The sequence below is a fragment of the Streptomyces sp. NPDC018947 genome (assembly GCF_044390505.1).
In the GTDB taxonomy this organism is placed as follows: Bacteria; Actinomycetota; Actinomycetes; order Streptomycetales; family Streptomycetaceae; genus Streptomyces.
The window spans coordinates 412,902-434,877 of record NZ_JBIRZD010000001.1 but is presented as its reverse complement, the minus strand read 5'-3'; the positions used below and the strand labels follow the sequence as shown (position 1 = coordinate 434,877).

Sequence of the window (21,976 nt, the reverse complement as noted above, 5' to 3'; positions counted from 1 at the left end):
CTCCTCACAATCGGTTCGGGTCAGACCCTCACAGGCCGTAGCGCTCGCGCGCCTCCTTCACGGCCGTGGCCTGGACCTCGCCGCGCCGGGCGAGCTGGGCCAGGGCGGCGACCACGATGGACTCGGCGTCGACGCCGAAGTGGCGGCGGGCGGCCTCACGGGTGTCCGACAGGCCGAAGCCGTCGGCGCCCAGCGAGGACCAGTCCTGCTCGACCCACTGCGCGATCTGGTCCGGGACCTGGCGCATGTAGTCCGACACCGCGAGGACCGGGCCCTCGGCGCCCTGCAGCGCCTGGCGGACGTACGGAGTCCGCTCCTCGCCGCGCAGCACCGCCGCGTCGGCGTCCATCGCGTCGCGGCGCAGCTCCGTCCAGGAGGTCGCGGACCACACGTCGGCGGCCACACCCCACTCCTCGGCGAGCAGCCGCTGCGCCTTGAGCGCCCAGTGGATCGCCGTGCCGGAGCCGAGGAGCTGGATCCGCGGGGCGTTCGCCGCCGGGGTCAGGCCCGCCGACTCGGCCGTGTTGAAGCGGTACAGGCCCTTGACGATGCCCTCGTCCACGCCGGCGCCGGACGGCTTGGCCGGCTGCGGCATCGGCTCGTTGTAGACGGTCAGGTAGTAGAAGACGTTCGGGTCCTCGCCCGGGGCCGCCTCGCCGTACATGCGGCGCAGACCGTCCTTGACGATGGCCGCGATCTCGTACGCGAACGCCGGGTCGTACGTCACCGCGGCCGGGTTGGTCGCCGCGATGGCGGGGGAGTGGCCGTCCGCGTGCTGGAGGCCCTCACCGGTCAGCGTGGTGCGGCCGGCCGTGGCGCCGACCAGGAAGCCGCGGCCGAGCTGGTCGCCGAGCTGCCACATCTGGTCGGCCGTGCGCTGCCAGCCGAACATCGAGTAGAAGATGTAGAACGGGATCATCGCCTCGCCGTGCGTCGCGTACGACGTCGAAGCGGCGATGAAGTCGGCCATCGAACCGGCCTCGGTGATCCCCTCGTTGAGGATCTGGCCGTTCTTGGCCTCCTTGTAGTACATGAGCTGGTCGCGGTCGACCGGCTCGTACGTCTGGCCCTTGGGCGAGTAGATGCCCAGCGACGGGAACAGCGACTCCATGCCGAAGGTGCGCGCCTCGTCGGGGACGATCGGCACCCAGCGCTTGCCGGTCTCCTTGTCGCGGACCAGGTCCTTGACCAGGCGGACGAACGCCATCGTGGTGGCGACGCTCTGCGAACCGGAGCCCTTGTCGAAGGACGCGAACGTCTTGTCGGCGGGCGCGGGCAGCGGCGCGACGGGGTGCACGCGGCGGGCCGGGGCCGGACCGCCGAGGGCGGCGCGGCGCTCCTGGAGGTAGCGGACCTCGGGGGAGTCGGCGCCCGGGTGGCCGTAGGGGACCACGCCGTCGACGAAGTCGCTGTCCTTGATCGGCAGGCCGAGCAGGTCGCGCATGTCCTTGAACTCGTCCACCGAGAGCTTCTTCATCTGGTGGTTGGCGTTCTTCGACGCGAAGCCGGTGCCGAGGGTGTGGCCCTTGACCGTCTGGGCCAGGATCACGGTCGGCGCGCCCTTGTGGGAGAGCGCGGCCTTGTACGCGGCGTAGACCTTGCGGGCCTCGTGGCCGCCGCGCGAGTAGTGGAAGCACTCGAGGATCTTGTCGTCGCTCAGCAGCTTCGCCATCTCGACGAGCGCCGGGTCCTTGCCGAAGAAGTCCTCGCGGATGTAGGCGGCGTCGCGCGTCTGGTACGTCTGCACCTGCGCGTCCGGTACCTCGCGCAGCCGGCGTACCAGCGCGCCCGTGGTGTCGAGCTGGAACAGCTCGTCCCAGGCCGTGCCCCACAGGGTCTTGACCACGTTCCAGCCGGCGCCGCGGAACTGGGCCTCCAGCTCCTGCACGATCTTGAAGTTGGCGCGGACCGGACCGTCGAGGCGCTGCAGGTTGCAGTTGATGACGAAGGTCAGGTTGTCCAGGCCCTCGCGGGAGGCGAGGGTGAGCGCGGTGGTGGACTCCGGCTCGTCCATCTCGCCGTCACCGAGGAACGCCCACACGTGGGAGTTCGTGAGGTCCTTGATGCCGCGGCTGGTCAGGTAGCGGTTGAACCGCGCCTGGTAGATCGCGGAGATCGGGCCCAGGCCCATGGACACCGTCGGGAACTCCCACAGCCAGGGCAGGCGGCGGGGGTGCGGGTAGGACGGCAGGCCGTTGCCGCCGGCCTCACGGCGGAAGTTGTCGAGCTGCTCCTCGCTCAGACGCCCGTCGAGGAAGGCGCGGGCGTAGATGCCGGGGGAGGCGTGGCCCTGGACGTAGAGCTGGTCGCCGGAGCCGTCCCGCTCCTTGCCCTTGAAGAAGTGGTTGAAGCCCGTCTCGTAGAGCCAGGCCGCGGAGGCGAAGGTGGCGATGTGGCCGCCGACGCCGTACTTGCTGCCGCGGGTCACCATCGCCGCCGCGTTCCAGCGGTTCCAGGCGGTGATCCGCTGCTCCATCTCCTCGTCACCGTCGACGACGGGCTCGTCGGCGGTGGGGATGGAGTTGACGTAGTCCGTCTCGAGGAGCTTCGGCAGCGCGATGCCGGCGCCCTCGGCGCGCTCCAGTGTGCGGCGCATCAGGTACGCGGCACGGTGCGGCCCTGCCGCCTTGGTGACGGCGTCCAGGGAGGCCTGCCATTCGGCGGTCTCCTCGGGGTCGCGGTCCGGGAGCTGGTCGAGCTCGCTCGGCTGGATGGCGTTGGGGTCGGTCATGTCGCCGCCTTCCTCAGTCGAAGGGGGTTCCCTCAAGGAGAGGGTTCAGGGGGTGCCCTTGGTCTTTGGCAGGACAGGGCTGGGCTCTGGTGCGGTAACACCATGCGGCTGCCGCCGCGCGGCCCGTTGGTGACTGTAACTCCCTGATCGATGATCGATCAAAGGGTTGAGGGGCAAAACCTCTCGATCCCGAGAAAGTCGGCACGGGGTGCCTTCGGCGGTGGCACGGGGTGACCTTGTTCCACGGGGATTTGCGCAGGTGGGGCGGGGTGGGGTACGCGCGGACGAGGCCGGGGCCCGTCCGGTGCGGCGGCTGTCGGCGCGTCGTGGCCGGCCGCGCGGTTCCCGCGCCCTTCGGGGCGGCGGGGGCGAGGGGCTAGGCGCGGGGGGCGCAGCCGAGGACGTGGGCCTTGACCAGGTCGGCGATGCGCGGGTCGCGGCGGCGGAAGGCGGCCACCAGCTCCTCGTGCTCCTCGGCGTACGACTGCTGCACCGTCCCGAGCCACCGTATCGACAGGGCCGTGAACACCTCGATGCCCAGCCCCTCCCAGGTGTGCAGCAGCACCGAGTTGCCGGCCGCCCGCACCAGCTCCCGGTGGAAGCCCACCGTGTGCCGCACCTGGGCCGTGCCGTCGGACACCCGGTCGGCCTCGTACAGCGCGGTCACGTGCGGTTCCAGGGCCGAGCAGTCCTCGGCGAGCCGCTCCGCCGCCAGCTCCGCCGCGATGGCCTCCAGGCCCGCCCGGACGGGGTAGCTCTCCTCCAGGTCGGCGGCGGTCAGATTGCGCACTCGCACGCCCTTGTTCGGCGCCGACTCGATCAGTCGCAGTGACTCCAGCTCCCGCAGCGCCTCCCGCACCGGGGTCTGGCTGACCTCCAGCTCGGTGGCGATCCGCCGCTCCACGATCCGCTCGCCCGGCTTCCAGCGCCCGCTGATGATCCCTTCCAGGATGTGCTCGCGGATCTGTTCGCGCAGCGAGTGGACGACGGGCGCGGTCATGAGGGCTCCTTCGGAAGGGGCCCGTTCGGCCCCCTGGGGCGTTCGACGTTTAGACAATACGGCCGTCACGCCGGGCGGGAAGGGCGCACGGGGGCGCTTTTACGCAGGTGAGACGAGGCTTACACCGTGTCCCGCCCTCCGGGAACGACGGTGCCCCCGCCCGGGAAGCTCCGGACGGGGGCACCGCGAAGGCCCACTGGCGTGGGGTTACAGGCCGAGCTCGACCTCGAACTCGCCCGCCTCCAGGATCGCCTTGACGGCCGTCAGGTAACGGGCGGCGTCGGCGCCGTCCACCAGACGGTGGTCGTAGGACAGGGTCAGGTACGTCATGTCGCGGACGCCGATGACGGTGCCCTCCTCCGTCTCGATGACCGCCGGACGCTTGACCGTGGCACCGATGCCGAGGATCGCGACCTGGCCCGGCGGCACGATGATCGTGTCGAAGAGCGCGCCGCGCGAACCGGTGTTGCTGATGGTGAAGGTCGCGCCGGACAGCTCGTCCGGGGTGATCTTGTTGGCGCGGACCTTGCCCGCCAGCTCCGCCGTGGCCTTGGCGATGCCGGCCAGGTTGAGGTCGCCGGCGTTCTTGATGACCGGGGTCATCAGGCCCTTCTCGGAGTCCACCGCGATACCGATGTGCTCGGTGTCGAAGTAGGTGATGGTCCCCTCGGCCTCGTTGATCTTGGCGTTGACGGCCGGGTGGGCCTTCAGCGCCTGCGCCGCGGCCTTGACGAAGAACGGCATCGGGGAGAGCTTGACGCCCTCACGGGACGCGAACGCGTCCTTGGCCCGGGCGCGCAGCTTCATCAGACGCGTGACGTCGACCTCGACGACCGACGAGAGCTGGGCCTGCTCGCGCAGCGCCTTGACCATGTTGTCGCCGATGACCTTGCGGATGCGCGGCATCTTGACGGTCTGGCCGCGCAGCGGGGAGGCCTCCAGGGCGGGGGCCTTCTTCGCGGCGGGCGCGGCGGCGGCGGGAGCCGGGGCCGGGGCGGCCTTCGCGGCCTCGGCGGCGGCGATGACGTCCTGCTTGCGGATGCGGCCGCCGACGCCGGTGCCCTTGACGCCGGACAGGTCGACGCCGTTCTCGGCGGCGAGCTTGCGCACCAGCGGGGTGACGTAGGCGCCGTCGTCCACCGGCTGGGCGGCGGCCGGGGCGGCCGGGGCGGCCGGGGCGGCAGCCGGGGCCGGCGCGGGCGCCGGGGCGGCCTGCTGCGGGGCGGGGGCCGGGGCCGGCGCGGGTGCCGGGGCGGCGGGAGCCGGGGCGGCCTGCTGCGGAGCCGGAGCCGGAGCCGGAGCAGGCTCGGGCTGCGCGGGGGCCGCGGGCTGGGCGGGGGCGGCGGCCGGAGCGGCACCCGCCGCACCGATGACGGCGAGCTTGGCGCCCACCTCGGCGGTCTCGTCCTCACCGACCACGATCTCCAGCAGGGTGCCGGAGGCGGGGGCCGGAATCTCGGTGTCGACCTTGTCGGTGGAGACCTCGAGCAGCGGCTCGTCGGCCTCGACGCTGTCACCGACCGACTTCAGCCAGCGGGTGACGGTGCCCTCGGTGACGGACTCGCCGAGCGCGGGCAGGACCACGTCGGTGCCCTCGGCGGAGCCGGCGCCCGAGGCGGCCTCGGCGGACGGCGCCGGGGCGGGGGCGGCCTGCTCGGTGGAGGGGGCGGCCGGCGCGGGCTCGGGAGCCGGCTCGGCGACCTCCTGGGCGGCGGCCGGGGCGGCCTCGGCCGCGGGGGCGCCGCTGCCGTCGTCGATCAGGGCCAGCTCGGCGCCGACCTCGACCGTCTCGTCCTCGGCGACCTTGATGGAGGACAGCACGCCGGAGGCGGGGGCCGGGATCTCGGTGTCGACCTTGTCGGTGGAGACCTCGAGCAGCGGCTCGTCGGCCTCGACGCGCTCACCCTCGGCCTTCAGCCAACGGGTGACGGTGCCCTCGGTGACGCTCTCGCCGAGCGCCGGAAGGGTTACGGAAACCGCCATGGTTTCGGTTGCTCCTTACGAATTGCGGAAGTCTGTGTCGTCGCGCCCAGTGACCGAGGGACGGTCAGTCGTGGGAGTGCAGCGGCTTGCCGGCCAGCGCCAGGTGGGCCTCGCCGAGCGCCTCGTTCTGCGTCGGGTGGGCGTGGACGAGCTGGGCCACCTCGGCGGGCAGAGCCTCCCAGTTGTAGATGAGCTGGGCCTCGCCGACCTGCTCGCCCATGCGGTCGCCGACCATGTGGACGCCGACCACGGCACCGTCCTTGACCTGGACGAGCTTGATCTCGCCGGCGGTCTTCAGGATCTTGCTCTTGCCGTTGCCGGCCAGGTTGTACTTGAGGGCGACGACCTTGTCCGCTCCGTAGATCTCCTTGGCCTTGGCCTCGGTGATGCCGACGGAGGCGACCTCCGGGTGGCAGTACGTCACCCGCGGGACACCGTCGTAGTCGATCGGGACGGTCTTCAGACCGGCCAGCCGCTCCGCCACCAGGATGCCCTCGGCGAAGCCGACGTGGGCGAGCTGGAGGGTCGGAACGAGGTCACCGACGGCCGAGATGGTCGGCACGTTGGTCCGCATGTACTCGTCGACCAGGACGTAGCCGCGGTCCATGGCGACCCCGGCCTCCTCGTAGCCCAGTCCCTGCGAGACCGGGCCGCGGCCGATGGCGACGAGCAGGACCTCGGCCTCGAACTCCTTGCCGTCGGCCAGGGTGACCTTCACGCCGTCCTGGGTGTACTCGGCCTTCTCGAAGAAGGTGCCCAGGTTGAACTTGATGCCCCGCTTGCGGAAGGCGCGCTCCAGCAGCTTCGAGCTGTTCTCGTCCTCGACCGGCACGAGGTGCTTGAGGCCCTCGACGATCGTGACGTCGGCACCGAAGGACTTCCACGCGGAGGCGAACTCGACGCCGATGACGCCGCCGCCCAGGATGATCGCGGACTTCGGCACGCGGTCCAGGACGAGGGCGTGGTCCGAGGAGATGATCCGGTCGCCGTCGATGTTCAGGCCCGGCAGCGACTTCGGCACGGAGCCGGTCGCCAGCAGGACGTGGCGGCCCTCGACCCGGCGGCCGTTCACATCCACGGAGGTCGGGGAGGACAGACGGCCCTCACCCTCGATGTAGGTCACCTTGCGCGAGGCGATCAGACCCTGCAGACCCTTGTAGAGGCCCGAGATCACGTCGTCCTTGTACTTGTGGACGGCCGGGACGTCGATGCCCTCGAAGGTGGCCTTCACACCGAACTGCTCGCTCTCGCGGGCCTGGTCGGCGATCTCGCCCGCGTGGAGCAGGGCCTTGGTGGGGATGCATCCCCGGTGCAGGCAGGTGCCGCCGACCTTGTCCTTCTCGATCAGGGCGACGTCCAGGCCCAGCTGCGCCCCGCGCAGGGCCGCGGCGTAACCACCGCTACCACCGCCGAGGATCACTAGGTCGAAAACGGTGCTGGCGTCGTTCGCCACGTCACGTCCTCCATGCATGTGCGCCACCGGTCGTCGGTGACCGGCTGGCGGCTGGTGTCCGGCCGCTCGTTCTTCGGCCCTTGGGTGGGGCCCTGTCCTGCCGAGCCCCATCTTCGCACTTGTCGGCCCCATTCGAGACGCCGGGCCGGGGTGTGAGACGCCCCACGTTCGCCCGGCGGGGGCGGCGGGACGGTGACGCCGGGGTGCGGGACCGTTCTGAGCTGCGGCTGAGCCGCGCGGACGCGACGGGCCCGGCCGCCCGGGGGTGCGGGCCACTGTCCGACGGGCCACGGCCCGCACCCCCGGGTTGTCGGGTGTCTCTAGCCGAGGTCGCCCGCGGCCGTCAGCTCGGCGACCCGCACCAGCGTCCGCACCGCGGTGCCCGTCCCGCCCTTGGGCGTGTAACCGAACGCCCCGCCCTCGTTGAAGGCCGGACCCGCGATGTCGAGGTGGGCCCAGGTGATGCCCTCGCCGACGAACTCGCGCAGGAACAGGCCGGCCACCAGCCCGCCGCCCATCCGCTCGCCCATGTTGGCGATGTCCGCGGTCGCCGAGTCCATGCCCTTGCGCAGGTGCTCGGGCAGCGGCATCGGCCACGCCGGCTCGCCGACCTCCTCCGCCGCCTCGTGCAGCGCGGCGCGGAACGCGTCGTCGTTGGACATGATCCCGTACGTCCGGCTGCCCAGCGCCACCATCATCGCGCCGGTCAGGGTCGCCACGTCGATGATCGCGTCCGGCTCCTCCTGGGAGGCCGCCCACAGGGCGTCGGCGAGGACGAGACGGCCCTCGGCGTCGGTGTTGAGCACCTCGACGGTCTTGCCGCTGTACATGCGCAGCACGTCACCGGGGCGCGTCGCCGAACCGGACGGCATGTTCTCGGCCAGCGCCAGCCAGCCGGTGACGTTGACCTCCAGGCCGAGGCGCGCGGCGGCGACGACCGCGGCGAACACGGCGGCGGCACCGGCCATGTCGCACTTCATCGTCTCGTTGTGACCGGCCGGCTTCAGGGAGATGCCGCCCGAGTCGTACGTGATGCCCTTGCCGACGAAGGCCAGCGACTTGGTCGCCTTGGACGAGGTGTACGACAGCTTCACCAGCCGCGGGCCCGACGCCGAACCGGCACCCACGCCGAGGATGCCGCCGTAGCCGCCCTTGGTGAGCGCCTTCTCGTCGAGCACCTGCACCTTGATGCCGTGCTCCTTGGCGGCCGCCTGCGCGATCGCCGCGAACGACTCCGGGTTCAGGTCGTTCGGCGGGGTGTTGACCAGGTCGCGGGCGCGGTTCAGCTCGTCGGAGACGGCCACGGCGCGCTCGATCGCCGCCTTGTACGCCTTGTCGCGGGGCTTGCCGCCGAGCAGCGCGGCCTCGGCCAGCGGAGCCTTGCCGTTCTTGGCCTTCGCGTCCTTGCCGTTCTCCTTGTACGCGACGAAGGTGTACGTGCCGAGCAGCACGCCCTCCGCGACGGCACCGGCGTCGGCGGCCTCGGTCAGCGGCAGCGCGAACGCGGCCTTCTTCGACCCGGCGAGCGTGCGGGCGGCGGCACCGGCCGCCCGGCGCAGCGCCTCCGCCTCGAAGCCGGCGTCCTTCTCGGGCTCGGCGCCCAGGCCGACGGCCACCACGACCGGGGCCTTGAAGCCGGCCGGCGCGGGCAGCTTCGTCACCTCGCCCTCGGCGCCGGAGGCACCGAGGGTCTCCAGCACGGCAGCGAGCCGGCCGTCGTACGCCTTGTCCACGGCCTCGGCGCCCGGTGCGACGACCGGGCCGCGTGCGCCCTTGGCGACACCGATCACGATCGCGTCGGCCCGCAGGCCGGGCGCCGCGGCGGTGGAGAGAGTGAGAGCAGTCACGGTGGTGAAATCTCGCTTCCGTAAGAAGTCCTGTATGGCCGAATGCGGGTGGGTCGACCGGGCCCGACAACCGACCCTAGATCCCTCCTGCGCTGTGGTATCCACCCGGGCAGGCAAACACCGGCACGAGCCTACGCTCGCGCCCGCCTCCCCTCCGAGCCGCGCCCCGCGTTTTCCGCGCCGCCGGGGGCGTAGGAGATCATTCCGGGGTATGCCGCCCCCACCCCTGGAGCACGCCCCATGAGACGCCCGGTCCTGCTGACGGCTCTTGCCCTGCTGCTCGCGGGCTGCTCGTCCCCGGCGCCCGACGACGACCGTGGCGGCGCCGACCGCTGGCAGCCGCGGCCCGGAACCGCCTGGCAGTGGCAGCTCAGCGGCAGGCTCGACACCAGCGTCGACGTGCCGGTCTACGACATCGACGGCTTCGACCACACCGAGGCCACGGTGACCGCGCTGCACGAGGACGGACGCAAGGTCATCTGCTACGTGTCCACCGGCGCCTGGGAGGACTTCCGCCCCGACGCCGACGCCTTCCCCGAATCGGTGCTGGGCAAGGGCAACGGCTGGGAGGGCGAGCGCTGGCTCGACATCCGGGCCACCGACGTCCTGGAGCCGCTGATGGCCGAACGCCTCGACATGTGCCGGGACAAGGGCTTCGACGCGGTCGAGCCGGACAACATGGACGGCTACCGCAACGACACCGGCTTCCCGCTCACCGCGGACGACCAGCTCCGCTACAACCGGCTGATCGCCGAGCTCGCCCACGAACGCGGCATGGCCGTCGGCCTGAAGAACGACCTCGACCAGATCCCGGACCTGGTGGACGACTTCGACTTCGCCGTCAACGAGCAGTGCGCCCAGTACGGCGAGTGCGCCGACAACAAGCCGTTCATCGACGCGGACAAGGCGGTCTTCCACGTCGAGTACGAACTGCCCACCGACCGCTTCTGCGCCGACTCCCGCGCGCTGCGGCTGAGTTCGATGCTGAAGAAGTACGACCTCGGGGCGTGGCGCGAGGCCTGCTGAGCCTCAGCCCAGCGCCGCCACGACGAGCGCCGTCGTGGCGGCCGTCTCCGCGACCCCGCCGAAGACGTCACCGGTGACCCCGCCGAAGCGGCGCACGCAGCGCCGCAGCAGCAGTTCGGCGGCGGCGACGGCGGCCAGTACGGCGAGCGCGGTGCGGACCGCGTCGTGGGGCCCGAGGAAGGCGCCCGCCGCGGCCGCGGACGCCGTGACGGCCGCGGCCGTGACCAGCGCCCCGCCCCGCGGGACCACCCCGGCGACCGCCGCGCCCAGCCCCTCCGGGCGCGCGGCCGGCACCCCGGCCCGGGCGGCCACGGTCATCGCCAGCCGGGCGGCGACCGCCGAGGCCACGGCCGCGAGCGCGCCCCGCGTCCAGGAGGCGTCGTACGCCTGTGCCAGCGCGGCCACCTGGGCCAGCAGGACGAGGACGAGGGTGAGTACGCCGAACGGCCCGATGTCGGACTGCTTCATGATTCGCAGGGCGTCCTCGGCGGGCTTGCCGCTGCCCAGCCCGTCCGCGGTGTCGGCCAGGCCGTCCAGGTGCAGGCCCCGGGTGAGCACGGCCGGTACGGCGGCGGTGGCGACCGCGGCGAGCAGGGGGGCGGCGCCGAGGAACAGCAGCACCAGCCCGACGGCGGCGGCGACGGCCCCGACGGCCAGCCCGGCCAGCGGGGCGCACAGCATGCCGCCGCGCGCGGCCCCCCGGTCCCAGCGGGTCAGCCGGACCGGGAGCACGGTGAGGGTGCCGAAGGCGAACCGGAGGCCGTCGGGGGAGGGGGTCCTGAGCACCGGCGCAGACTACCCGGCGGTCGACGGGGCACTTCCGGGGCCCAGGGATAAAGTGCGCATATGGGAGATTGGTGGCACCGGAACATCGTCGAACCGGGCAAACTGCCGCTGCTGCTCGCCCTGACGGCGTTCGTGCTGACGTTCGTGATCACGCGGGTCATCACCCGGCTGATCCGGGCGGGCAAAGGGCCCTTCGGGAACGTCCAGGCGGGCGGGGTGCACATCCATCACGTGGTCCCCGGGGTCGTCCTCACCGTCATCGGCGGCTTCGCCGCGGTCGCGGGCGGCCGGCACGGGTTCGGGTCCGGGCTCGCGGCGGTCGTCTTCGGTATCGGGGCGGGGCTCGTGCTGGACGAGTTCGCGCTGATCCTGCACCTCGACGACGTCTACTGGAGCGAGGCCGGGCGCAAGAGCGTGGAGGTCGTGGTGGTCACGGCGGCCCTGGTCGGGCTGCTCCTCGCCGGCTTCACGCCGTTCGGCGTCGACAACATGTCCCAGGCCGAGCTGCAGGACCGGGCCAACGTCATCGCGACCGTCGCGGGGAACTTCCTGTTCTCCCTGCTCGCCCTCGCCAAGGGCAAGGCGCGGCTGGCGATCTTCGGGGTGATCGTGCCGTTGGTCGCGGTGGTGGGGGCGATCCGGCTGGCCCGTCCGGGTTCCTTCTGGGCCCGCCGCTTCTACACCAACCGGCCCCGCGCCCGCGCCAAGGCCCGCCTGCGCGCCTACCGCCACGACCGCCGTTGGTCGGGGCCCCGCCAGACCCTTCAGAACTGGATCGGGGGGCAGCCGGACCCGCCGGGGTCGTAGGGGGCGGATGCCTCCGGCGGTCGAGCGGCATGTTTGCGGCTGCCTGCGGCTGCCTGCGGCGCCTGTGTGGGGGGTGCCTGCGGCGGCCTGTGCGGCTCCGGTGGGGGTACGCGGTGCGCGTTCGGTGGTCTTGTGGGTCGGGGCCGGGTCGGGGGGTGTCCGTCCTCGGAACGGCGCGGAATCGGTCGGCCACAGAAGTACTGGTGTTGACGCGCCAACCGCTGCGGGCGGACACCCCCCGACCCGTCCCCTTCCCGCCGTACGCGGCTGACCGCCGCCCCGCCCCCGGCTCACGCCGCCCCGCCCTGGCTGACCGCCATCCCGCCCCGCCCCTGGCTGCGGGCTGCGTCACCGTCCTGGCTCGGGCCGCCGCGCCGCCCCAGCTGCGGGCAGTCGTGCCTGCGGCACGGGTGGGCGGTGGGGGTCCCCCCGCTCGGGCGAAGCCGAGAGTGGGGGAGGCACCCCGTCAGCGCCGGGCGCGACCCGCCCCCGGCCGGCACCCCACGCCGGGCACCCCCGGATCACGCGCCCACGCAGGGCACCGCACGGACGCCGGGCACCCCCGGATCACGTGCCCCCGCAGGGCACCGCACCCCCGGGTCGGGTCACGCCTCCTCCGGCCCGCACGGCAGCTCCGCCGCCAGTGCCGCCGCGGCCTGCACCAGGGGCAGTGCCAGCAGACCCCCCGCCCCCTCACCCACCCGCACGCCCTGCGACAGCAGCGGCTCCAGGGCCATCCGGTCCAGCGCCTTAGCCTGGCCCGGCTCCCCGCTGTCGTGCGCCGCCAGCCACCAGTCCGGCGCCCGGAAGGCGACCCGCTGGCCGACCAGCGCGCACGCGGCGGTCACCACCCCGTCCAGGATCACCGGCATCTTCCGCACCGCGCTCTGCAGCAGGAACCCCGTCATCGCGGTGAGATCCGCCCCGCCCACCGTCGCCAGCAGCCGCAACTGGTCGCCGAGCACCGGCCGCGCCCGTCGCAGCCCGTCCCGGATCGCCGCGCACTTGCGCATCCACGCCAGGTCGTCGATGGCCAGCCCGCCCCGCCCGGTGACGACCGACGCGTCCGTCCCGCACAGCGCCGCGACCAGCACGCCCGCCGCCGTCGTCCCGCCCACGCTCACGTCGCCGAGCACCACCAGGTCCGTACCGGAGTCGGCCTCCTCGTCGGCGACCGCCACCCCCGCCCGGAAGGCGGCCTCCGCCTCCTCGAGGGTGAGCGCGTCCTCGATGTCGAGCCGCCCGCTCCCGCGCCGCACCCGGTGCCCCGCGACCTCCGCCGGCAGCGACCCGGGGTCGCAGTCCAGCGCCATGTCGACGACCCGCACGGGCACCCCGAGGCGCCGCGCGAGCACGGACACCGGCCGGCCGCCCTCCAGCACCTCGCGCACCAGTGCGCTCGCGCTGCCCGCGGGCCGCGCCGACACGCCCAGTTCGGCGACCTTGTGGTCACCGGCGAAGAGCACCACCCGCGGCCGCTCCACCGGCCGTACCGGCACGGCGGACTGAGCCGCGGCCAGCCACTCGCCCAGGTCGTCCAGGCGGCCCAGCGACCCGGGCGGCACGACCTGGCGCTCCCGGCGCGCCTCGGCGTCGCGGCGCACCCCGCCGTCCGGGCGCTCGATCAGATCGGTGAAGTCGTCGAGATTCAGCGAGCTCATTCGCCGAACAGTACCGGCCCCGCCCGAACGCCACGGCGGTCACATCCGCACCGCGCCCCACCGGCGTCGTTGCCCTCCGGAACGCCTCCCCGTACGTAACGTTTTGCGGTGGATTGCCGTACCCGCCCCTCCGCCCCGTCGGGAGCCGCCCATGTCCGCACCGCCTCCCATGCCCGCCGTGCCCCCGGTCCCCGTCCACGGGCCGCACCGCGCGGACTGCCCCTGGTGCGGCTCGCTGCGGCTGCGCCCCCGCCCCGCCCGCCAGGACCCCCGGTACAAGGGCGCGCCGGCCCGCTCCGTCCTGGACCGCTGCCGGGACTGCGGGCACGCCTTCCGCAACCCGCCCCTCGACCCCCGGCCCGCGCCCCCCGCCGTCCGGGCCGGCGTCCGCCTCAGACACACCCTGGCCGCCCGCGCCATGCTCCGCCGCTGCCCCGACCCGGAGAGCTGGCTCGACGTCGGCACCGGCGACGCCGACTTCCCCCGCACGGCCCGTACGTACTTCCCCTACACCTCGTTCGACGGCGTGGACCCCACCCACCGGGTCCTGCGCGCCCGCGCCGCCGAACGCGTCGAGGAGGCGTACGTGGGCCGGCTGGCGGACCCGCACATCGCCTCCCGGCTCCGTGCCCGCTACGACGTCGTCAGCCTCTTCCAGCACCTGGAACGCGTCCCCGACCCGCGCGCCGAACTGCGCGCCGCCCTGCGCGCGCTGCGCCCGGGCGGACATCTGCTCCTCGACGTCGCCGACCCGCGCCGCCTGTGCGCCCCGCCGCCCCACCCGGCGGGCCTGCGCGCCGAACTGGAGGCCCACGGCTGCGCCGTCCTCACCGGCCCGCGGGACACCCGCCTCGTCGCCCGCAAGGAGGCGTCAGCCCCGTAGCACCAGCGCCTGGCCCGCCACCACCAGCAGCACCTGCTCGCACTCGTCGGCGAACGCCGCGTTGAGCCGCCCCAGTTCGTCCCGGTAGCGGCGGCCCGACGCGGTGGCCGGCACGATTCCCGACCCCACCTCGTTCGACACGGCGACGACGGCGCGCCGCGTGGCGCGCACCGCCTCCGTCAGCTCCCGCACCCGCTCCCGCAGGGCCCGCTCGCCGCCGTCGGACCACTCCGCGTCGTCCCACGCCCCGACGGCGTCCATCGCGTCGGTCAGCCACAGCGACAGGCAGTCGACGAGCAGCGGCGGCCCGTCGTCCTTCAGCAGCGGGACCAGGTCGCAGGTCTCCACGGTGCGCCACGAGCCCGGCCGGCGCTCACGGTGCGCGCTGACCCGGGCCGCCCACTCCGTGTCCCCGTTGCGGGAGCCGCCGGTGGCCACGTACAGCACGTCGGGGAAGGACTCCAGCCGCCGCTCGGCCTCCACCGACTTGCCCGACCGGGCCCCGCCCAGCACCAGCGTGCGCCGCGGTACGTCGGGCACGTCCTCGTACACGCCCGCCACCAGCGTCGTCCCGTCCGGCACCGCCCGCGCCCCGGCCGCCGCCAGCCGCCGCGCCAGCTCCCGGCCCGGCGGCACCTCGTGGCCGATATGGACGGCGACCACGTCCGTCGTCGGCCCCGACGCGCCCACCGCCCGCAGCTTCGCCAGCGCGTCCGGCCGCCCCACGACGTCCGCGAGGACCAGGTCGTACGGCTCCGCCGGGGCCTCCAGACCGGCCGGCGCCCCGCCCGGCGGCAGATACAGCAGCCGCTGCCCGTCCGGCCCGGTCACGGCGTACCCGGTGCCCGGCGCGTCCATCGCCACCGCCCGCACCCGGTGCCCGGTCAGCAGCGCCAGCTCCCGCCCGTCCGGCACCCGGCCCGGCTGCGGCAGCCCGGCGGGCACCTCGACGGCGGGACCGTCGTGCGGGTGCGACAGCAGCACCTGCCGCACCCCTGCCAGGGAGTGCCCGGCCCGCGCGGCGGCGAACGCGGCGCCGGGCGTCAGGTCGAGGAGCAGCGCCCCGTCGACCAGCAGCGCGGTCGCCGCGCGCGCGTTCTCGCCCTGCGCCGCGGCACACGCCGCGCAGGGGCAGTCGGGGCGGGGAAGTCCCGCGGGGGCACCGGTGCCGAGCAACGTCACGTCCACGCCCCGATTCTCGCCGGTCACCCCCTGACGTGCGCGCCCGAGGCCCCCGGTCGTACCCGGCCTTCTACGACGGGCCGGGCTCAGCGCATAGGCTGCGACCGGGGGCCGGACCAAGATCCGGCTTCCGCTCTGCATGTGCTCACATCTTGGAGGCGTACATGGCGGCATGGACGTGGCGGTTCGAGACGGCCGGGGGGACGGAGGTCCAGCCCGCGGTGCAGCCCGAGGAGTTCACCACGCAAGGGGACGCCGAGTCCTGGATCGGGGAGCACTGGAAGGACCTGCGGGAGGGCGGCGCGGACCAGGTCCGGCTCTTCGAGGACTCCACGGAGATCTACGGGCCGATGAGCCTGCACGCCGAAGAGGGCTGACCGGCCGTCGCGCGAGGGGGCGGGCCCGCGGTGGCCGCCCCCTCGCGCGTCACTGCTCGCCCAGGGTCACCGCGGCGGTGCGCTCGTCACCGCCGCGGGTGTACGTCACCTCGGTGCGCTCGCCCGGCCGTTTCGACGCCAGGGCCTCGGCGAGCGAGGTGACGGTGGTGATGTCCGCGCCGCCCAGCCCGGTGATGACGTCCCCGGCCCGCAGCCCCGCCAGGTCCGCGGCCCCGCCCTCGTCGACGCTGACGACGGCCGCGCCCGCGGGACGGTAGGAGTCGTCGACGACCGTACGGGCGGTGATGCCGAGCGCCGCCCGGCCCGAGTCGGTCACCTTGCCGTACCTGACGATCTGGCCGGCGACCGTCTTCACCATCGACGCCGGGATCGCGAACCCGATGCCGGGGGCCGCGCTGCCCTCGAGGCCGGGATCGGTCGCGGCGAGCGTCGGGATGCCGATGACCTGCCCGTCGAGGTCGACCAGGGCGCCGCCGCTGTTGCCGGGGTTGATGGCGGCCGAGGTCTGCACCATGTTGACGAGCGTGGCGCCCGTACCCCCGCCCTCGCTGCCCTCGGTGACGGTCCGCCCGGTCGCCGACACGATGCCCTGCGTCACGCTGGAGGACAGCCCGAGCGGCGAGCCCATCGCCAGCACGATCTGCCCCACCTCGACCTTCGCGGACTCCCCGAAGGACGCCGCCTTCAGCCCCGAGGGCACCTTGTCCAGCTTGACGACGGCGAGGTCCTGCTCGGGGTAGGAGGAGACGAGCCGCGCGGACAGCGGGTCCTCGCTGTGGGCGGTCGTCACGCGGAAGGTCTTCTGCTCCCCGACCACGTGGGCGTTGGTGACGATGTGCCCCTTCGTGTCGTACACGACCCCGGAGCCCAGGTCCTCGCCGGCCCGGATCTGCACGACCGACGGCAGCACGTCCTCGATCACGCGCTGGTAGTCGCTCTGGAGGTCGTCGGAGGTGAGCGGGGCGGCGGCCCGTGCCGGGGCGTCCTGCCGCCCGCCGCCACCGGAGGCCGCCCCGCCCGCCGAACACCCGGCGAGGAGCGCCAGGGAGCACACCGGCACGGCGACGCGGGCACGGAAGCGGGACGGGCGGGCACGGAAGACGTCCATGCCCCGAGTCTCACGGGCGCCCCGCACACCCTGCCCCCGGAAAGCACCCGATCGAGTGCACCCGACAGGCCCCCGGGTCCGGTCGCTCGGATCACGCCGCGGATGCGCGGGGCGGCCGACTTCCGGCGGACCGGCCCCCACGAACGGCCCTCAGCCGCGCACCCCGCACAGGTGCAGCAGCGCCGCGACCCCCCGGTACGGGTCCGTGCGACCTGCCCGTTCCTCCGCGGCCAGCAGTGTCCCGAGGTCGTCCGGGGCCGTGGCACCGTCGGGTGCCGTGTCCGTGAAGACCCGGACGCCGTACCAGGTGTGCAGCGGTGCGCCGATGCCGGCCAGCTTGGCCGTCAGCGTCGCCAGCCGGTCCGCGCGGACATCCAGACCGAGGCGGTTGCGGTAGGCGGTGGTGTCGAAGGCGGCCAGCGCCCCGGCCCAGTCGCCGTGCAGGCCGGCCCGCATGGCGAGCGCGTCGCCGTTGCGCACGAGCAGCGACAGCAGGCCGCCGGGCGCGAGCATCCGGGCGAGCCCGGCCAGCAGCGGGTCGGGCTCCTCGACGTACATGAGCACGCCGTGGCACAGCACCACGTCGAAGCTGCCCGGCAGGAAGTGCACACCGGTGTCCCGGCCGTCGCCCTCGATGATCCGCATCCGGTCCCGGATGCCCTCCGGCTGGCCCGCCAGGGCCTCGCGCGCCGCGGCGATCATCGTGGCGTCCCGCTCCAGGCCGGTCACCTGGTGCCCGGCCCGTGCCAGCCGCAGCGCCTGGGTGCCCTGGCCCATGCCGACGTCGAGCACCCGCAACCGTCTGCCCACAGGGAAGCGGCCGACTATCTGTTCGTCGAGCTGCCGGGCCACCAGCTCCTGGCGCACGACGTCGCGCAGACCGCCCAGCTTGTCCAGCCAGGCCTCGGCCGCGCCCCGGGTGAACGGCGTGGTGCTCAGGGCCGCTCCCCGCGCTTGACCTGCGGCTTGGGCAGCCGGAGCCGGCGCATCTGGAGCGAGCGCATCAGCGCGTAGGCGACGGCGCCGCGCCGGCGGTCGTCGGGGAAGCGCTCGGCGAGGCGCTTCTTCAGCCGGAAGCCGGTGACGATCGAGTCGAGCACGATGAGCACGATCACGACCAGCCACAGCAGCAGCGCGATGTTCTGCAGCGAGGCCACCCGGATCATGCTCAGCACGAGGATGACCACGGCCATCGGCAGGAAGTACTCGGCGACGTTGAACCGCGAGTCGATGAAGTCGCGGGCGAACCGGCGGACCGGGCCCTTGTCGCGGGCCGGCAGGAACCGCTCGTCGCCGCTCGCGAGCGCCTGGCGCTGGCGCTCCATCGCGGCGCGGCGCTCCTCGCGCTGACGCCTGGCGGCCTCCTTGCGCGTCATCTGCGTATTGGCGACGCTGCGGCGCTGGGACTGGGCCTCACTGCGCTTGGGCGTGGGCCTGCCCTTCGGGGCCTGCGGGTCGCGGGGCTGCTTGGAGTCGGTCACCGGCGCCTTGACGGCGCTCGGGGCCTTCTCTTCCTTGGCACGGCTACGGAACACAAAACCCAAGGGTACGGGGTGGGGGAGTGTGGACCCCAGCCCGGTGGGGAACGATCCGGCAACGCCAGTCGTCGGTAAAGGGGACAGAGGGGACGTTGCGTACGGCCCGGGGGGCCGGGCCCGGGGCCGTTCCCCGGGGAGCACCTACTCCTTACGCCGGACCGGGAGCGTGCGCAGGTCGTCCTTGGGGATGAGCGCATCCGTCCCCGAACAGTGCGGTAATGGATGCAGGGCCCGTACTGTGGGTTCTGTTGCAGTCGCTGGAGCTGGAGTCGGTCAGAAGGGGGCGCGCGAAGCCCATGAGCGGTGTCATGAAGCGTATGGGGATGATCTTCCGCGCGAAGGCCAACAAGGCCCTTGACCGGGCCGAGGACCCGCGCGAGACCCTCGATTACTCGTACCAGAAACAGCTTGAGCTGCTCCAGAAGGTGCGCCGCGGCGTCGCCGACGTGGCGACCAGCCGCAAGCGCCTGGAGCTCCAGCTCAACCAGCTCCAGTCCCAGTCGTCCAAGCTGGAGGACCAGGGCCGCAAGGCGCTCGCGCTGGGCCGCGAGGACCTGGCCCGCGAGGCGCTGTCCCGCCGCGCCGCGCTCCAGCAGCAGGTGACCGACCTGGAGACGCAGCACGCCACCCTGCAGGGCGAGGAGGAGAAGCTCACCCTCGCGGCCCAGCGCCTCCAGGCCAAGGTGGACGCCTTCCGTACGAAGAAGGAGACCATCAAGGCCACCTACACGGCCGCCCAGGCGCAGACCCGCATCGGCGAGGCGTTCTCCGGCATCTCCGAGGAGATGGGCGACGTGGGCCTGGCGATCCAGCGGGCCGAGGACAAGACCGCGCAGCTCCAGGCGCGGGCCGGCGCCATCGACGAACTGCTCGCCTCCGGTGCCCTCGACGACCAGTCCGGGATGCACAAGGACGACATCCAGGCCGAGCTGGACCGGCTCTCCGGTGGTACGGATGTAGAGCTGGAACTGCAGCGCATGAAGGCCGAACTGGCCGGCGGCAGCACCGCCGACCGCCAGGCGATCGAGGGCGGCCAGGGTCAGGGCCGGAGCCAGTCGCAGCAGCAGCCGCAGGACACCCCGCGTTTCGACAAGCAGTAGCCCACGCCGAGGAGGGCGACATGATCGTGAGGATCATGGGGGAGGGACAGGTGACGCTGGCCGACGGCCGCCTCGCCGAGCTGAACAAGCTGGACGACGAACTCCTCGCCGAGATGGAGAACGGCGACGGCCCCGGTTTCCGCGCGACCCTCCAGGCCCTGCTGGCCAAGGTCCGGGAGCTGGGGGAGCCGCTGCCGGACGACTCCCTGGAGCCGTCGGACCTGATCCTCCCCTCCCCGGACGCCACCCTGGAGGACGTCCGGGAACTGCTGAGCGACGACGGCCTCATCCCGGACGGTTCCTGAGAACGCCGCCCGGCGTTCCCGGCCCGTCCCGCGTTCGGGGACGGGGCCGTGCGGGCCGCTGCGGGGGTCCGGGGGCGCGGCTCCCGGGCCGACGGCCACCGTGACCACGAGCGCCCCGCGAAGGGGCGCCCACTCCGGCTACCGTAAACACGCGTGAGCACCTTCGCGCGCGCCCGCTGCCGGCTGGGCGCGCACCCCTTCGCCCTGGACGCCGCCCTCGCGGCGGCCGTCCTCGCGTGCATGGTGGCCGGCTCCTTCGCCGACCCGCACGGCCCCGACGGCGTCACCTGGGGCGTGCGCACCCCCGACCCGCTCAGCCTCGTGCTCATGGTGCTCGCCGCGGCCGCGCTCGTCCGGCGCCGCCGCGCCCCCCTCGCGGTGCTGGCGTTCACCGGCTGCCTGTCCGTCGTCGAGTTCGTCACCGGCGACCCCCGCGCCCCGGTCGCCATGGCCGCCGTCGTCGCCCTCTACACCGTCGCCGCCGCCACCGACCGCTCCACGACCTGGCGGGTCGGCCTGCTGACCATGACCGTGCTGACCGGCGCGGCCATGCTGGCCGGCCCCCTGCCCTGGTACGCCCAGGACAACGTCGCCGTCCTGGCCTGGACCGGCATCGGCGCCACCGCCGGGGACGCCGTCCGCAGCCGTCGCGCCTTCGTCCGGGCCATCCGGGAACGCGCCGAGAAGGCCGAGCGGACCCGTGAGGAGGAGGCCCGCCGCCGCGTGGCCGAGGAGCGGCTGCGCATCGCCCGCGACCTCCACGACGTCGTCGCCCACCACATCGCCCTGGTCAACGTCCAGGCCGGGGTCGCCGCCCACGTCATGGACAAGCGCCCCGACCAGGCCAAGGAGGCCCTCGCGCACGTGCGGGAGGCCAGCCGGTCCGCGCTCGACGAACTGCGCGCCACCGTCGGCCTGCTCCGCCAGTCCGACGACCCCAGGGCCCCGACCGAGCCCGCACCCGGTCTGGACCGCCTCGACGACCTCGTCGCCACCTTCCGCCACGCGGGGCTGCACGTCGAGGTGGCCCGCGCCGACCAGAACACCACCCTGCCCGCCTCCGTGGACCTGGCCGCCTACCGGATCATCCAGGAGGCGCTGACCAATGTGCGCAAGCACGCGGGGCCGCGGGCGAAGGCCGAGGTGAGCGTCGTCCGGGTGGGGCCCGACATCGAGGTCACCGTCCTCGACGACGGCTCCGGGGAGCCGGACGCCGACACCGGGGCCGACGGCGGCGGGCACGGGCTGCTCGGAATGCGCGAGCGCGTCACCGCCGTCGGCGGCGCCCTGACGACCGGTCCCCGCTACGGAGGCGGCTTCCGGGTCCATGCGATCCTTCCCGTCAGCAACCGCGACGATCACGCGAAGGATGCCGTATGACGATCCGTGTCCTGCTCGCCGACGACCAGGCACTGCTGCGCAGCGCCTTCCGGGTACTGGTCGACTCCGAGCCGGACATGGAGGTGGTGGGCGAGGCGTCCGACGGCGCGGAGGCGGCCCGGCTGGCGGCCGAACGGCGGGCCGACGTGGTGCTGATGGACATCCGGATGCCGGGCACGGACGGCCTCGCCGCCACCCGGATGATCAGCGCCGACCCGGCTCTCGCCCATGTCCGCGTGGTCATACTGACCACCTTCGAGGTCGACGACTACGTGGTGCAGTCGCTGCGCGCCGGCGCCTCCGGCTTCCTCGGCAAGGGGTCCGAGCCGGAGGAACTGCTGAACGCGATCCGCGTCGCGGCCGGCGGTGAGGCACTGCTGTCCCCGGCCGCCACCAAGGGGCTGATCGCCCGCTTCCTCGCCCACGAGGACGGCGCCGACGAGCCGGACCGCGACCCGGCCCGCGCCGAGAAACTGGCCTCGCTGACCGTGAGGGAGCGCGAGGTGCTGGTGCAGGTCGCGGGCGGCCACTCCAACGACGAGATCGCCGAGCGCCTGGAGGTCAGCCCGCTCACCGTGAAGACCCACGTCAACCGGGCGATGGGCAAGCTGGGCGCCCGTGACCGGGCCCAATTGGTCGTCATCGCGTACGAATCCGGACTGGTACGCCCAAGGGTGGAGTGATCCCGGCCCGGCCGTACTGCGCCGGGAGTAGGCGCCGGATAAGGAAATGGACCTGGGGCCTAGGAAACCGGGGCCGGCCATGACGCAGGGTGTTGGGGTGGGCGC

At 73.6% G+C, this 21,976-nt stretch carries 19 protein-coding genes; 8 read left to right on the top strand and 11 right to left on the bottom strand.

What is annotated here, in order from left to right:
• Positions 1–28: 28 nt before the first annotated feature.
• The 5 genes from aceE to ACH499_RS01945 form a co-directional block, all read right to left on the bottom strand.
• Complete coding sequence (gene aceE / locus ACH499_RS01965) at positions 29–2,731, bottom strand: pyruvate dehydrogenase (acetyl-transferring), homodimeric type (RefSeq protein ID WP_399013253.1); 2,703 nt, start codon at positions 2,729–2,731, stop codon at positions 29–31.
• 376 nt (positions 2,732–3,107) lie between these two features.
• Positions 3,108–3,731: a GntR family transcriptional regulator gene (locus tag ACH499_RS01960; protein WP_356197387.1), complete on the bottom strand. Its 624-nt coding sequence runs from the start codon at positions 3,729–3,731 to the stop codon at positions 3,108–3,110.
• Between the two features lie 207 nt (positions 3,732–3,938).
• Positions 3,939–5,714, bottom strand: a complete 1,776-nt coding sequence (sucB, locus tag ACH499_RS01955) for a 2-oxoglutarate dehydrogenase, E2 component, dihydrolipoamide succinyltransferase (protein WP_399013251.1) — start codon at positions 5,712–5,714, stop codon at positions 3,939–3,941.
• Between the two features lie 64 nt (positions 5,715–5,778).
• Positions 5,779–7,167: a dihydrolipoyl dehydrogenase gene (lpdA, locus tag ACH499_RS01950; RefSeq protein WP_356197390.1), complete on the bottom strand. Its 1,389-nt coding sequence runs from the start codon at positions 7,165–7,167 to the stop codon at positions 5,779–5,781.
• Positions 7,168–7,487: 320 nt separating this feature from the next.
• Positions 7,488–9,014 (bottom strand): leucyl aminopeptidase, encoded by a 1,527-nt coding sequence (locus ACH499_RS01945; RefSeq protein WP_356197393.1) that lies wholly within the window; start codon positions 9,012–9,014, stop codon positions 7,488–7,490.
• Between the two features lie 240 nt (positions 9,015–9,254).
• Here ACH499_RS01945 and ACH499_RS01940 point away from each other — a divergent pair, with 240 nt between their 5' ends.
• On the top strand, positions 9,255–10,040 hold the full coding sequence (locus ACH499_RS01940) for an endo alpha-1,4 polygalactosaminidase (RefSeq protein WP_399013249.1): 786 nt from the start codon (positions 9,255–9,257) through the stop codon (positions 10,038–10,040).
• 3 nt (positions 10,041–10,043) lie between these two features.
• Here ACH499_RS01940 and ACH499_RS01935 read toward each other — a convergent pair whose 3' ends face one another.
• The gene (locus tag ACH499_RS01935; RefSeq protein WP_399013247.1) at positions 10,044–10,826 is read right to left on the bottom strand and encodes an adenosylcobinamide-GDP ribazoletransferase; all 783 of its coding nucleotides are present in this window, start codon (positions 10,824–10,826) and stop codon (positions 10,044–10,046) included.
• Between the two features lie 60 nt (positions 10,827–10,886).
• Here ACH499_RS01935 and ACH499_RS01930 point away from each other — a divergent pair, with 60 nt between their 5' ends.
• Positions 10,887–11,633: a hypothetical protein gene (locus tag ACH499_RS01930; RefSeq protein WP_399013246.1), complete on the top strand. Its 747-nt coding sequence runs from the start codon at positions 10,887–10,889 to the stop codon at positions 11,631–11,633.
• A gap of 605 nt (positions 11,634–12,238) precedes the next feature.
• Here the strand turns inward: ACH499_RS01930 and cobT are convergent.
• Positions 12,239–13,294: a nicotinate-nucleotide--dimethylbenzimidazole phosphoribosyltransferase gene (cobT, locus tag ACH499_RS01925; RefSeq protein ID WP_399013243.1), complete on the bottom strand. Its 1,056-nt coding sequence runs from the start codon at positions 13,292–13,294 to the stop codon at positions 12,239–12,241.
• A 151-nt stretch (positions 13,295–13,445) separates the two neighbouring features.
• Between cobT and ACH499_RS01920 the strand changes: the two genes are divergently transcribed.
• Positions 13,446–14,177, top strand: coding sequence for a class I SAM-dependent methyltransferase (locus ACH499_RS01920; RefSeq protein WP_399013241.1), 732 nt, complete (start codon positions 13,446–13,448; stop codon positions 14,175–14,177).
• Here ACH499_RS01920 and ACH499_RS01915 read toward each other — a convergent pair.
• Positions 14,166–15,365, bottom strand: a complete 1,200-nt coding sequence (locus ACH499_RS01915; RefSeq protein WP_356200256.1) for a bifunctional adenosylcobinamide kinase/adenosylcobinamide-phosphate guanylyltransferase — start codon at positions 15,363–15,365, stop codon at positions 14,166–14,168. The genes ACH499_RS01920 and ACH499_RS01915 overlap by 12 nt on opposite strands.
• Before the next feature lie 158 nt (positions 15,366–15,523).
• Here ACH499_RS01915 and ACH499_RS01910 point away from each other — a divergent pair, with 158 nt between their 5' ends.
• Complete coding sequence (locus tag ACH499_RS01910) at positions 15,524–15,736, top strand: hypothetical protein (protein ID WP_356200254.1); 213 nt, start codon at positions 15,524–15,526, stop codon at positions 15,734–15,736.
• Positions 15,737–15,785: 49 nt separating this feature from the next.
• Here the strand turns inward: ACH499_RS01910 and ACH499_RS01905 are convergent, their stop codons facing one another.
• From ACH499_RS01905 to ACH499_RS01895, 3 genes are all read right to left on the bottom strand, one after another.
• On the bottom strand, positions 15,786–16,865 hold the full coding sequence (locus tag ACH499_RS01905) for a S1C family serine protease (RefSeq protein WP_399013239.1): 1,080 nt from the start codon (positions 16,863–16,865) through the stop codon (positions 15,786–15,788).
• Positions 16,866–17,015: 150 nt separating this feature from the next.
• Positions 17,016–17,717 (bottom strand): methyltransferase domain-containing protein, encoded by a 702-nt coding sequence (locus tag ACH499_RS01900; RefSeq protein ID WP_356200275.1) that lies wholly within the window; start codon positions 17,715–17,717, stop codon positions 17,016–17,018.
• A gap of 83 nt (positions 17,718–17,800) precedes the next feature.
• Positions 17,801–18,439, bottom strand: coding sequence for a DUF3043 domain-containing protein (locus ACH499_RS01895; protein ID WP_356200274.1), 639 nt, complete (start codon positions 18,437–18,439; stop codon positions 17,801–17,803).
• Positions 18,440–18,711: 272 nt separating this feature from the next.
• Between ACH499_RS01895 and ACH499_RS01890 the strand changes: the two genes are divergently transcribed.
• From ACH499_RS01890 to ACH499_RS01875, 4 genes are all read left to right on the top strand, one after another.
• Positions 18,712–19,503, top strand: coding sequence for a PspA/IM30 family protein (locus ACH499_RS01890; RefSeq protein ID WP_356200250.1), 792 nt, complete (start codon positions 18,712–18,714; stop codon positions 19,501–19,503).
• 20 nt (positions 19,504–19,523) lie between these two features.
• Entirely contained in the window at positions 19,524–19,808 is a 285-nt protein-coding gene (locus ACH499_RS01885) for a hypothetical protein (RefSeq protein ID WP_365595698.1), read from the top strand.
• A gap of 153 nt (positions 19,809–19,961) precedes the next feature.
• The gene (locus ACH499_RS01880) at positions 19,962–21,188 is read left to right on the top strand and encodes a sensor histidine kinase (RefSeq protein WP_356200246.1); all 1,227 of its coding nucleotides are present in this window, start codon (positions 19,962–19,964) and stop codon (positions 21,186–21,188) included.
• Positions 21,185–21,871, top strand: a complete 687-nt coding sequence (locus ACH499_RS01875) for a response regulator (protein ID WP_399013235.1) — start codon at positions 21,185–21,187, stop codon at positions 21,869–21,871. Before ACH499_RS01880 ends, ACH499_RS01875 begins: the two co-directional genes overlap by 4 nt.
• Positions 21,872–21,976: the final 105 nt, after the last annotated feature.

Coding starts and splice junctions, on each gene's coding strand:
- ACH499_RS01930 (WP_399013246.1), top strand. CDS start 10,887: ATGGGAGATTGGTGGCACCGGAACATCGTCGAACCGGGCAAACTGCCG.
- ACH499_RS01885 (WP_365595698.1), top strand. CDS start 19,524: ATGATCGTGAGGATCATGGGGGAGGGACAGGTGACGCTGGCCGACGGC.
- ACH499_RS01910 (WP_356200254.1), top strand. CDS start 15,524: ATGGCGGCATGGACGTGGCGGTTCGAGACGGCCGGGGGGACGGAGGTC.
- ACH499_RS01875 (WP_399013235.1), top strand. CDS start 21,185: ATGACGATCCGTGTCCTGCTCGCCGACGACCAGGCACTGCTGCGCAGC.
- ACH499_RS01890 (WP_356200250.1), top strand. CDS start 18,712: ATGAAGCGTATGGGGATGATCTTCCGCGCGAAGGCCAACAAGGCCCTT.
- sucB (WP_399013251.1), bottom strand. CDS start 5,714: ATGGCGGTTTCCGTAACCCTTCCGGCGCTCGGCGAGAGCGTCACCGAG.
- cobT (WP_399013243.1), bottom strand. CDS start 13,294: ATGAGCTCGCTGAATCTCGACGACTTCACCGATCTGATCGAGCGCCCG.
- ACH499_RS01920 (WP_399013241.1), top strand. CDS start 13,446: ATGTCCGCACCGCCTCCCATGCCCGCCGTGCCCCCGGTCCCCGTCCAC.
- ACH499_RS01940 (WP_399013249.1), top strand. CDS start 9,255: ATGAGACGCCCGGTCCTGCTGACGGCTCTTGCCCTGCTGCTCGCGGGC.
- aceE (WP_399013253.1), bottom strand. CDS start 2,731: ATGACCGACCCCAACGCCATCCAGCCGAGCGAGCTCGACCAGCTCCCG.
- ACH499_RS01960 (WP_356197387.1), bottom strand. CDS start 3,731: ATGACCGCGCCCGTCGTCCACTCGCTGCGCGAACAGATCCGCGAGCAC.
- ACH499_RS01905 (WP_399013239.1), bottom strand. CDS start 16,865: ATGGACGTCTTCCGTGCCCGCCCGTCCCGCTTCCGTGCCCGCGTCGCC.